The organism is Pseudomonas folii, assembly GCF_014357575.1.
Taxonomy (GTDB): Bacteria; Pseudomonadota; Gammaproteobacteria; order Pseudomonadales; family Pseudomonadaceae; genus Aquipseudomonas; species Aquipseudomonas folii.
This window is the reverse complement of the sequence record NZ_JACONW010000059.1, coordinates 22,836-33,557: the sequence shown is the minus strand read 5'-3', so window position 1 is coordinate 33,557 and position 10,722 is coordinate 22,836. Positions and strand designations below refer to the sequence as shown.

The 10,722-nt window shown below is 57.9% G+C and carries 11 protein-coding genes; 7 read left to right on the top strand and 4 right to left on the bottom strand.

Features of this window, described 5'->3' with window-relative positions; translation table 11 throughout:
* Positions 1-76: 76 nt before the first annotated feature.
* A complete protein-coding gene (locus tag H8S59_RS13975) occupies positions 77-838 on the bottom strand; it encodes a DUF2076 domain-containing protein (RefSeq protein ID WP_187521793.1) in 762 nt (253 codons plus the stop codon).
* Between the two features lie 179 nt (positions 839-1,017).
* Between H8S59_RS13975 and H8S59_RS13970 the strand changes: the two genes are divergently transcribed.
* From H8S59_RS13970 to H8S59_RS13960, 3 genes are all read left to right on the top strand, one after another.
* Entirely contained in the window at positions 1,018-1,695 is a 678-nt protein-coding gene (locus tag H8S59_RS13970; protein ID WP_187521792.1) for a YciC family protein, read from the top strand.
* A gap of 114 nt (positions 1,696-1,809) precedes the next feature.
* Positions 1,810-2,898: an endonuclease/exonuclease/phosphatase family protein gene (locus H8S59_RS13965; RefSeq protein ID WP_187521791.1), complete on the top strand. Its 1,089-nt coding sequence runs from the start codon at positions 1,810-1,812 to the stop codon at positions 2,896-2,898.
* A 301-nt stretch (positions 2,899-3,199) separates the two neighbouring features.
* Positions 3,200-3,628 (top strand): hypothetical protein, encoded by a 429-nt coding sequence (locus H8S59_RS13960; protein ID WP_187521790.1) that lies wholly within the window; start codon positions 3,200-3,202, stop codon positions 3,626-3,628.
* A gap of 235 nt (positions 3,629-3,863) precedes the next feature.
* On the opposite strand, the gene hrpB is transcribed toward H8S59_RS13960, so the two are convergent.
* A complete protein-coding gene (gene hrpB / locus H8S59_RS13955; protein ID WP_187521789.1) occupies positions 3,864-6,395 on the bottom strand; it encodes an ATP-dependent helicase HrpB in 2,532 nt (843 codons plus the stop codon).
* Positions 6,396-6,465: 70 nt separating this feature from the next.
* Positions 6,466-7,023, bottom strand: a complete 558-nt coding sequence (locus H8S59_RS13950) for an RBBP9/YdeN family alpha/beta hydrolase (protein WP_187521788.1) — start codon at positions 7,021-7,023, stop codon at positions 6,466-6,468.
* Positions 7,024-7,290: 267 nt separating this feature from the next.
* On the opposite strand from H8S59_RS13950, the gene H8S59_RS13945 reads away from it, so the two are divergent.
* Positions 7,291-7,710 carry a hypothetical protein gene (locus H8S59_RS13945; RefSeq protein ID WP_027901831.1) on the top strand — a complete coding sequence of 140 codons (420 nt, stop codon included), beginning with the start codon at positions 7,291-7,293 and terminating at the stop codon, positions 7,708-7,710.
* Between the two features lie 21 nt (positions 7,711-7,731).
* A complete protein-coding gene (locus H8S59_RS13940; protein ID WP_095100397.1) occupies positions 7,732-8,625 on the top strand; it encodes a cation diffusion facilitator family transporter in 894 nt (297 codons plus the stop codon).
* Between the two features lies 1 nt (position 8,626).
* Here H8S59_RS13940 and H8S59_RS27165 read toward each other — a convergent pair whose 3' ends face one another.
* Positions 8,627-9,352, bottom strand: a complete 726-nt coding sequence (locus H8S59_RS27165; protein WP_343073054.1) for a DUF6515 family protein — start codon at positions 9,350-9,352, stop codon at positions 8,627-8,629.
* Between H8S59_RS27165 and H8S59_RS27160 the strand changes: the two genes are divergently transcribed.
* Positions 9,338-9,760 (top strand): hypothetical protein, encoded by a 423-nt coding sequence (locus tag H8S59_RS27160; RefSeq protein WP_343073053.1) that lies wholly within the window; start codon positions 9,338-9,340, stop codon positions 9,758-9,760. The two genes, H8S59_RS27165 and H8S59_RS27160, sit on opposite strands and share 15 nt — an antisense overlap.
* Before the next feature lie 477 nt (positions 9,761-10,237).
* Positions 10,238-10,717 carry an Lrp/AsnC family transcriptional regulator gene (locus tag H8S59_RS13930; RefSeq protein ID WP_027901835.1) on the top strand — a complete coding sequence of 160 codons (480 nt, stop codon included), beginning with the start codon at positions 10,238-10,240 and terminating at the stop codon, positions 10,715-10,717.
* Positions 10,718-10,722 lie beyond the last annotated feature (5 nt).

Genomic DNA, 10,722 nt, shown 5'->3' with positions numbered 1-10,722 from the left:
CACAGGTACCGTATTTCAGCGCGGCAGGTGGGTGTCTGAGTAAAACGCCTCCTGGAAATACATCTGGATAGCTGAATCAAACAAACGAATCATCATCCCCGCCATCAAAACCGCCGTCATCCCAGCCGCCTTGATCGCTGCCGTATGAATCGTTGCTGGTCACACTCTCCTGGTTATCGTTCCAGCCGCCACCTGAATCCTGAGGGCTATGATCAGCAACCTGAGCAGGCTCTTCTTTGATGACTTCCACAACTTCTTCAGGCTGGTTGTGATTGCCGAACATGCTGCTCAAACCCTGCGCCAGCATTACACCACCGGCGACACCGGCTGCGGTTTGCAACGCGCCACCGAGAAAACCGCCACCGCGTGGAGCCTGCTGTTGCGGAGCGGCATAATTACCCTGATTACCTTGCGGAGCGTTATAAGGCGGAGGGCTGGATGGGCCGTCGCGCCAGCCACCACCGGACGACGCTGGCGGCTGAGAAAATGACTGCTGCGGCTGAGGCTGCGGACGATTGCCGCCACCGCCGAAAATGCTCGACAGAAACCCACCACCGCCCTGCGCCGGAGCCGAAGGTCCTTGGGCCTTCGCCTGCTGAAGTTCAGCCTGCAAACGCTGGATTTGCTCATCGCGCTCTTTGACCTGCTGGTTGAGCTGATTCACTGCCGCTTCCTGCACCAGAATCGCCTGCGCCATGTAATAAGGTGCGGCGGGCTGCTGGTTGAGATGCTCCTTGATCCTGGCTTCAGCCTCTACGTCACGGGGGGCTGAGCTGGTTTCGGCACTTTTCAGTTTGCTGAAAAGACCATCGATCAGGGTTTGCTCTTCGCTGTTCATGGCGACCTCGTTAGATTGCCGTTAAAAATCTTCGCCTGGCCGGATAGCCAACGCGTAAGCAAGGTAATGGGGCTAATCCAGGGCGTTTCAATAGACTGTCGCAAATGTTAAGAAGGCTCTGGCCGGTGCCTGGTTAGCCAGCTAAAGTGACCGACTGCTTTTTCTGCGACCCGATCCTAATGAACCCGCTGACGATTCTTACCGACTCCCTGTACTTTTTCCGGCGCAACCTGACGAGCATTCTGGTGCTGTGTCTGCCGCTGGTGATCGTTGAGGCGCTGGCCAAGCAGGCGCCGAGCAGTTCGCTGACGGCCAGTACCTCATCGACTTACGAGCTACTGATCGGTCTGTTGTTCTATCCGCTCTATACCTGTGCATTGATCCTGTTCATGGATGCACGCAGCCGTGGTGGAGATCAGCCTGGACCGCGCGACCTGCTCGCCATGGCGCTGCGCATGTGGCCGACCTTTGCCGTACTCTCGGCACTGAGCACCCTGCTGATCATGTTTGGTCTGTCACTGTTCATCCTTCCCGGCATCTGGGTGATGATCAAACTGGTGTTCTCGGAATACCTGCTGGTGCTACGTGGCCTGACGCCGCTGATGGCGATGCGCGCGAGCTTCGAGATGAGCAAGGGCCATTTCGTGCGCATTCTGACCTGCGTGCTATGCATTTATATTCCCCTGTCGCTGCTTGAAGGGGGCGCATATCTCCTGCTGCCCGAGCCGCCAAATGAGGCGGCCATTTTGCTGATCAACATAGTCAGCAGCTTCCTGCAGTTGTTCACCAGCGTGGTGATGTTTCGTCTGTTCATGCTGCTCAACGAACCACCTGAACAACCTGAAGAGCTAGAGTAAAAGAGACGAAGGCTGCCAATCATGTTCCAGTCGGGCTATGCTCGGGTTTGCGCTTTTTTCGAAAACCCTGCAACGCGACCTTTGACTGAACGCAGCGCGTTCTAAGCCGAGCCGATGAGCCGCTTGATCCGTTTCATGCTGATTCTTGTATTGCTGGCCGGCGTGCTGCTGGTGCTGGTCTACACCCTGACCTGGCGCCCTGCTCCCCGTGAAGAATTGCCTGTCGCCTGTACCCCTGCAGATAAAACACCGCGTTTGATACCGGGACAAGCGCTCAAGGTCATGACCTGGAACATCCAGTATCTGGCGGGCAAGCGTTACGTGTTCTGGTATGACATGACCGATGGCAGCGGCCCGGACGAGCGACCTACGCCAGAAGATGTCGCCTTCAATCTCGATGAAGTCGCCAGGGTGATTCGCGACGAACAGCCGGACATCGTCCTGCTGCAGGAAGTGAACGACGGCGCGAAGAGCACCGGCTACGACGATCAACTGGCGCTGCTGCAAGAGCGCGTCACCGACCTGTATCCCTGCAGCTCCGAGGCGTTTTACTGGAAAGCTGATTTCGTCCCGAATCGACACATCGCAGGCAGCGTCGGCATGAAACTCGCGACCCTGAGCCGATTCGAAATCGACCGGGCCGAACGCATCCAGCTTCCGATTCGCGACGCCAACCTGATCAGTCGCCAGTTCCAGCGTAAACCCGCGTTGCTGGTGAGTTACCTGCCCCTGCGCGACGGCGGCCATCTCGCGGTGATCAACACCCATCTGGACACCTTTATCGAAGGCGACGACGCCATGCAGCGCCAAGTCCAGGCGACCAGCAAGCTGCTCGACAAGTTTGAAGCCACCGGTACGCCCTGGCTGATAGGTGGGGATTTCAACTTGCTGCCGCTGGGTCAATATCAGCGCCTGCCGGCCGAGCAGCGCTCGTTGTATCAGCCGGACAGCCAGTTGCACGTGCTCTGGGACAAATACCCGATGATCCCGAACAACGTTGAAGTCGGCGGCATTGATCGCTCGAAATGGCTCACGCACTTCCCCAACGATCCCCGCGTCAATGGCCCGGATCGTACGGTGGATTACCTGTTTTTCAGCCCGCGACTCAAGCGTGTCGGCGCTGCCGTGCGCCAGGAAGACACTTTGCTGATTTCCAATCATTTGCCAGTGATTGGACGGTTTTTGTTGCCGGTGTTGCCTTAGGCCATTTAGGAGAAAGTCGTGGGACCGGCTTTAGCCGGGAAAGCGATATGTCTAACGGTACATTTTTAGTAACTGTAGTGGCCTCTTCCCGGCTAAAGCCGGTCCCACGACAGCACGCTGATACTCGGGGTCTCATATTCCCTATAGGACCGAATTCAGTCAGGAATGCGGTATTTCAGGCAATACATAGGCTGCGGATGTACCGGCCCATTCGCGAATGAATTCGCTCCCACGAAATGTATTGGCAGGCAACATGGAATCGCCCAGAAAGAGCGTGTCACTCTGTGGTTATGGTGGATAAATGAGCGTTATTGAAAACTATTCGGTGATCAACAAACCTGGATCATCTGATCGCGGCGCCAACTCTCAAGGCTTGAGCGTGTGGGAGTCTTTGCCTACGGGAGTCGCATGGTCTTTTCTTGGGTGTTCTCACAAAATCGAAAATCCCCAGAAACTGATTCCTGAATTATTAGTGGACGGTACTGGCATAGCGGTTGTGATTGCTCCATTTGATATAAAAGAAAATGAAGCCCTGATTATCAAGCCTGACGGCGATCTGATGTGGGATGTCTGTGCTGCTGCAAAATCTATAATTGGCCAAGGCATTTTTTCTGATGTTTATTATGTATCCGGGCAGCTGTGCTTCTTTGTAAACATCAATAATCTGGATTACAGATTTTCGTTTGATGTTGTTTCTGGGGCGGTCGGTGAGTTGATGCCTTCATATTGAATTCATCTCGTAACCATCTGATGTAGTTGGCTGTTTTTTGTTGCTGGCGTTGCCCTGAGTTTCCGCGAACTTGAACAAATATCTGTAGGAGCTCACGAGCACCGCGAGGCAGCGATGGCGGTGTGTCAGGCAAATCGCTATCGCGGCCTCGCGGTGCTCGTACGCTCCTACAGGGACCGTGTTTGCTGCGCGATAGGGTTGTGGCAGGCACAGAAGGCGCTCTCCTAAAGCGCCTTCACTTCCTCGGCTTGATCCGCGCTGTCGGCTCGGCAATCAGCGGGTCATCCGGCCAGTAGTGCTTCGGATACCTGCCCTTCAAGTCCTTCTTCACTTCGGCATAGGTGCTGCGCCAGAAGTTGGCCAGGTCTTGCGTCACCTGCACCGGACGGCGGGCCGGGGACAGGAGGTGCAGTTTGACGATCTGTCGCCCATTGGCGATGCGCGGTGTGTCGGCCAGACCAAACAGTTCTTGCAGGCGCACGGCGAGAATCGGTGGGTGTTCGCTGTAATCCAGCCGCACTGATGACCCGGACGGCACGCTCAGGTGATGCGGAGCCAGCTCATCCAGACGTTGGGGCAACGGCCACGGCAGCAGGTTATGCAGGATCGACGACAAGTCCAGATTGCTGAAATGGCTGAGCCGCGACACCTTGCCCAGATACGGCAACAACCAGATTTCCAGCCGCTCTAGCAAACCGGCGTTACTGACATCCGGCCATTCGCTGCTGTCTTTCTGCTGCAGATCCAGCGAGCGCAACAAACCGACGCGCGCCTGCCATTGACGCAGTTCGGGCGTCCACGGCAACAATTCCAGACCTTTACGCCGCACCAAAGCCAGCAACGCCTGACCTTTGGCAGACTCATCCAGCCCGGTCAGTGGCTCGCGACTGAGGATCAATTCCCCGACCTTGCGCTGGCGCTCAGCACGGAACACACCTTCGCGCTCATCCCAATCCAGTTGGTCGAGCTGAACCACTTGTTCCGCCAACACTGAATCAAACAATGCCGGGTCGAACTCTGCCGCCAGATAGATACGCTCTTCGCGTTGCCCCTGACGGCTGCCAAGGTCGGCGACTACCAACCACGGTTGCTTCATCAACGCATCGACTTCGGCAAACAAGGCCGCACGACCATTGGCCAGCCGGTATTCCGCACCGCCAGCTTTTCGCTGCTGCGCAACACGGTCGGGATAGGCCAGCGCCAGCAACGCGCCCAGCCAGCGCGGATGCTCTGGATCGCTGACTGGCTCAGTCGCAGCGCCACGTAAATAGCCGCGATATTGGCGAGCCAGTTGTTTCGCTCGTTGCACACCACCTTGAGCGCCACGGGCAGCGCGCTCACTGCCATCGAGCAGCGTCAAACGACTGTGCAGATCGGCACCGGCACCACGCAAAATGTCGCGCTCGCCAAGCAGTGCAGCAACATCGCAGGCCAGACTGCCAAGGCCCAGCGCCTGACCGCGCAGGAGCAAATGGGCGATACGCGGGTGAGCGGGCATCTCAGCCATGGCCTGACCATGAGACGTAAGCTTGAGCTCTTGCCCCGGTTCTCGGGTCAGCGCGCCCAGACGGACCAACAAATCCTGAGCCTGCCCATAGGCCGCAGCGGGCGGCACATCGAGCCAGACCAGTTGCGTCGGCGTGACACCCCAGCGCGCCAGTTGCAAGGCCAAACCGGCGAGATCTGCCTGAAGGATTTCCGCTGCGCCATATGCAGCAAGTTGCTCATGTTGAGCTTCGGACCACAGCCGATAACACACACCCGGCTCCAGGCGCCCTGCTCGACCGGCGCGCTGTGTCGCGCTGGCTTTGGAGATGCGATGAGTGTCGAGGCGAGTCATGCCGCTGCCCGGATCGAAACGTGGAACTCGCGCCATCCCGGCGTCGATTACCACGCGCACGCCGTCGATGGTAAGGCTGGTTTCGGCAATGTTGGTCGCCAGCACCACTTTGCGAATGCCCTTGGGTGCGGGTTCAATGGCGGCGCGCTGGGCGTTCAGATCCAGTTCGCCGTGCAACGGGCACAACATGATGTCGGGTCGCGAGCCCAAGGCATCCGCCAGTTGCTGATTGACCCGCCGAATTTCCGCCTGTCCTGGCAGAAAGACCAACAGGCTGCCGCTTTGATCATTGATCGCATCCAGCACCGTCTGCACCACCCGCGGCTCGATGAATTCGCCGGGCTGAAACGGTCGGCCCCACTGCATCTGCACCGGGAACATCCGACCGTCGCTGCGTACCACCGGCGCATCGTCGAGCAAACTCGAAAGGCGCTCGCCCTCCAGAGTGGCCGACATCAGCAGGATCTTCAGCGGTTGCTCGTCACGGAAGAGATCGCGACCGTTGAGGCTCAGGGCCAAGGCCAGGTCGGCATCCAGGCTGCGCTCATGAAATTCGTCGAAGATCAGCAAACCCACGCCTTCCAGCGCCGGGTCATCCTGCAAGCGCCTAGTCAGAATGCCTTCGGTGACGACTTCGATGCGTGTGTTGGGGCCTACCCTGCTTTCCAGACGGATGCGGTAGCCAACGGTTTCACCCACCTTCTCGCCCAGCTCACTGGCCAGTCGCTCGGCCGCTGCCCGCGCTGCCAGTCGGCGTGGTTCGAGCATGAGAATGGTTTGCCCGGCGAGCCAGGTTTCCTCAAGCAGCGCCAACGGCACGCGAGTGGTCTTGCCTGCGCCGGGCGGGGCTTCGAGCACCGCTTCATGGCGCTCGGACAGCGCCTGGCGCAGGTCGGGTAAAACGGCATCGATGGGCAGGGAAATCATGGCGGCTCCAGAACAGGCGGCCGATTATACGTGCCGATGGCATTAAATCTGCTATCAGCCCTTCAAGCCCTCACTTGAGTTTAAAGCGAGAGTCGCCCGTCAATTGATACAACAACTCAATGCCTTCCGGCCAAGGTCCGTATCCGGTCTGACCGTTGATGTGCCCAGCGTTTTCCAGCCAGACCAACTCGCTGCCCCACGCTTCACTGAAGAACCGGGCTCGTTCCTGAGTCACGTAAGGATCGTCAGTACTGGCTACCGTGATCGTCCGGAATGGAAGGCGTTGCGTCGACATTGGCGTAAAGCCGCTCGTACCCGATGGATAGCTGTCTGCCTCGGTATCGCTGGGTGCCACCAGCAAGGCACCGCGTACCTTGTGCGCCTCAGGATATTGCTGGGCCCAACGAGTAATCAGGGTGCACGCAAGACTGTGGCCGACCAGCACGACTTCACCGTCAGTTGCCGTGATTTCCTGATTGAGACGTTCAACCCAATCCGCCGCAACCGGGGTTTCCCAATCCTCTTGCTCAACCCTGTACAGGTCAGGGAACTGCCGCTCCCACTGCGACTGCCAGTGGGCTTCACCCGAATTGAATAACCCCGGTAACACCAAAACCCTGATTGTCATTGTTCGTCTCCCTTTGAGTGCGTGAGCAATATGCAGTGCATGGATGGGCGAGTAAATATCGACGTTGTATTGTCGGCAAGCGATCCGTAGGACCGGCTTTAGCCGGGAGAGCAATGTTCCAGCATACAAGGATGCAGCGACTGGAATGACCCTCTCCCGGCTAAAGCCGGTCCTACGAGGGTAACTGCTGAACCGCCGAACCGCGCAATAGTCATAGCTCTGCGTTATTTGCCTTGTATAGTTGCCACTTCACTTCTGGAGATGTTCATGCGCATTCCTTCTCGTTTAATCGGCGGCGTTGTGGTCGCTACTCTGCTGACCCAACTCACCGCATGCGGCAGCATTTTCTATCCCGATCGCCGTGGTCAGATCGATGGCAAGATTGATCCGGCGATTGCCGTGCTCGACGCTGTCGGCCTGCTGTTTTACGTAATCCCTGGGCTGATCGCCTTCGGTGTCGACTTTGCTACGGGCGCGATCTACTTCCCGCATGGTCAGAGCGCGCAGATCGACCCGCAAAAACTGCAACCGGCCGTGAACGCCGATGGCAGTGTCGATAACAGCAAGCTGCAGGCAATTCTGGAAACCGAACTGGGCCGCACGCTGCCGTTGAACGATCCACGCCTGATCCAGCATCGTGGCAGCGTGCAACAACTGGCGGCCCTGGGCCTCGCGCCGTCGGCCTGACTGTAATTTGAAGGAAGCACCATGAGCACCAGCCTCGAACACGCCCGCTTGTTGCGCCTGGCAACCCGGGCATCGCTGGCGGTCGCCAGTACCCTGATCATCGCCAAGGCGGTGGCGTGGTGGCTCAGTGGATCGGTCAGCCTGCTAGCCGGGTTGACCGACTCCCTGCTCGATGGAGCAGCATCATTTCTGAATCTGCTGGCGGTGCATTACGCACTGCGGCCTGCCGATGACGATCACCGTTATGGGCATGGCAAGGCGGAAGCGCTGTCGGGGATGGCACAGGCGCTATTCATTGCCGTCAGTGCCTGCTTGATCGGCTTTCAGGCTGTAGAACGCATTCAGAACCCGGAGCCGATTGGCTCACCCGGCCTGGGCATCGCCGTGATGCTGCTTTCACTGGTGCTGACGTTTGCTCTGCTGACGTTTCAGCACAAGGTGATCAAGGAAACGGGTTCCGCTGCAATCCGCGCCGATTCACTGCACTACCGCTCAGATATGTTGCTGAACATGGGCATTCTGCTGGCGCTGGTGTTGGCATGGTTTGGCTGGCAGCAGCTTGACGCCTGGTTCGGCCTGGGTATTTCTCTGTACATCCTGTGGAGTGCTTTCCAGATCGCCAGGGAAACCGTTTCGGTGCTCATGGATCAGGAGCTGCCGGTGGATGTCAGCGACAGAATGCTGAAGCTGGCGTGCAGTGTGCCCGGCGTACTCGGTGCTCATGACCTGCGCACCAGAATTTCCGGCAATCATTGGTTTGTGCAGCTGCATCTGGAGTTGCCAGGCAGCCTGACGCTGTCTGTCGCCCACGGCCTCTGTGACCAGGCCGCGGCGGCGATCAACAGCGAATACCCGAAGGCCGAGGTGCTGGTGCACGCCGACCCGCAGGAAGTCGTGCGCCCAGCCGCAGTCTAAATCAGTTGATGGTGTAGCCGCGGCCCATCAGGCAAGCCACCATCGAACGACGGTAGACCTGAATCATCGCCGGTGCGTTGGGCGAGTTCGGGTCGGCCGGGTCGAAGCTGCTCTGATCTACCGACCAGCGATAGCAGTCATATTTGTCCTGAGCGACCTGCTCGGCGCTCTGCCCATTGTTCGGGTAGGCGATCGGGTCATAGGGACTGGATACCGGCGTCTGCGGCGTGTAAACCGGCTCGACGTTTTGTGGCGGATAAGCCACCACATAATCCTGTGTATCTTCTTGGTAGGTGTAGTACGTCCCGGCGGCCACAAAGAACAGTGAGCTGCCAATCCAGACTTCCTGTGAATAAGCCGGCAAGCTGCGCACTCGTACACCATACGGTGGCGTCACGATCACATAGCGCGGGCCTTGCGGGCGGTACCAGTAGCCGTCCGAATAGTAGTAATCCAGACCGCGATACGGGACTCGGGAATAGCTGCCCGGAACACGATCAATCACGTGACCCGGACGATATTGCGGGCCGGGCCCCCAGCCATTGCCGTGGCCATCAGGACGACCGGTCCAGTGATCATTCGGACGGTTATCCCCCCGACTGCCGCGAAAACCATTGTTCTGGTCCTGGTAATACCCCTGACGCGGCGGCTGCGTCTGGCGCGCTTCGCCGGGGCCGCTTTGAATCGGCAGGTTGTTCTGACGCTGCTCCAGTTGCTGGCGATCCAACTGCCGCTGTTGATTCTGCTGCTGTTGGAATTGCTGCTGTTGCTGGCGCTCAGACTGACGCTGTTGAATTTGTTGCTGCTGAATCTGCTGCTGTTGCTGGCGGTCTACATCACGAATCTGTTGCTGCTGTTGGCGCTCGACCTGCCGTTGCTGATTCTGTTGCTGTTGAATCTGCTGTTGCTGTTGGCGTTCAACATCACGCATCTGCTGATCCTGTTGGCGCTCGACACCGCGCTGCTGTTGGATCTGTTGCTGTTGCATGTTCTGTTGCTGGCGCTGCTGCATCTGCTGCATCTGCTGCGGAGCATTGGGTTGCTCGCGCTGCTGACCCGCGCCCGAGCTGCCACGGATCTGATCACGTGGCGCGTCATCCCCGGCCAAAGCCTGGGCACTGATGCTTACACATAACAGGCTCAAGCCTGCCAAATGCCAGATACGCGATTTCATGCTTTCCTCACAGGGACGCCGGATGTATGGGGTTAAGACTGCATTATTGGTGCGCCGTTCGCCGCATGCTATCAGCACGCTACTAGCGCGAACATGTTCCTGTGTGCAAACAACCGCGCACAAAGAAAAAGGGGGACCTCGCGGTCCCCCTTTGGGAATTTCGTCCTGGCTCAACGCTTGTGGCGTCGGCTCACCTCATGCCGTCTTCTGGACAGTATGTAGCCCGGGGGCCGTGCCAACCCTTTTGGGCTGGAGGCCGCAGCTGGCCTGATTGGGCGAGCCGCGCTGGACGCTATGTCCGGGCAGTGATTCTGTTTAAAAGCATAAGCCTGAGGCACTGGCACAGGATTGCTAAAATTGCCGGATAAAACATTACTTGCGCAATTTTTAGCTTCGGATGAATAATCCGGCGCAATACAACCCAGGAAGGTGAAGTTCGTGAGCAAACTCGACCGATATGATCTGAGTATTTTGGCGGAATTGCAGCGTGACGCGCGCATCTCCAATCAGGAGCTGGCTGAACGAATCGGTCTGTCCCCTTCGCCTTGCTCGCGACGCGTCAAGCAATTGGAGGACGACGGCTACATCGTCAGACAGGTTGCGCTGTTGGACCGCAAAAAGCTTGGCCTTAACCTGACCGCCTACGTACTGATCGGCATGGATCGACATACGCCCGACCGCTTCGAGAACTTTGAAGCGCAGATACGCAACCTGCCTCAGGTACTCGAATGCAGTTTGGTGACCGGCATGGATGCGGACTATCAGTTGAAAGTCGTGGTGGCTGACATGGACCACTATCAAAAGCTGCTGTTAGGGCACCTTACCCGTATCGATGGTGTGACCAGCGTGAAATCGAGCTTCGTGCTTAATCAGGTGCTGGCCAGCACAGAACTTCCCTTGGTACACCTGCGCAACTGATTGGC

Excerpts from the sequence above, each read along its gene's own strand:
- H8S59_RS13940 (WP_095100397.1), top strand. The coding sequence starts at position 7,732 with ATGAGCACCAGCCTCGAACACGCCCGCTTGTTGCGCCTGGCAACCCGG.
- H8S59_RS13975 (WP_187521793.1), bottom strand. The coding sequence starts at position 838 with ATGAACAGCGAAGAGCAAACCCTGATCGATGGTCTTTTCAGCAAACTG.
- hrpB (WP_187521789.1), bottom strand. The coding sequence starts at position 6,395 with ATGATTTCCCTGCCCATCGATGCCGTTTTACCCGACCTGCGCCAGGCG.
- H8S59_RS13960 (WP_187521790.1), top strand. The coding sequence starts at position 3,200 with ATGAGCGTTATTGAAAACTATTCGGTGATCAACAAACCTGGATCATCT.
- H8S59_RS13970 (WP_187521792.1), top strand. The coding sequence starts at position 1,018 with ATGAACCCGCTGACGATTCTTACCGACTCCCTGTACTTTTTCCGGCGC.
- H8S59_RS13945 (WP_027901831.1), top strand. The coding sequence starts at position 7,291 with ATGCGCATTCCTTCTCGTTTAATCGGCGGCGTTGTGGTCGCTACTCTG.
- H8S59_RS13965 (WP_187521791.1), top strand. The coding sequence starts at position 1,810 with ATGAGCCGCTTGATCCGTTTCATGCTGATTCTTGTATTGCTGGCCGGC.
- H8S59_RS13950 (WP_187521788.1), bottom strand. The coding sequence starts at position 7,023 with ATGACAATCAGGGTTTTGGTGTTACCGGGGTTATTCAATTCGGGTGAA.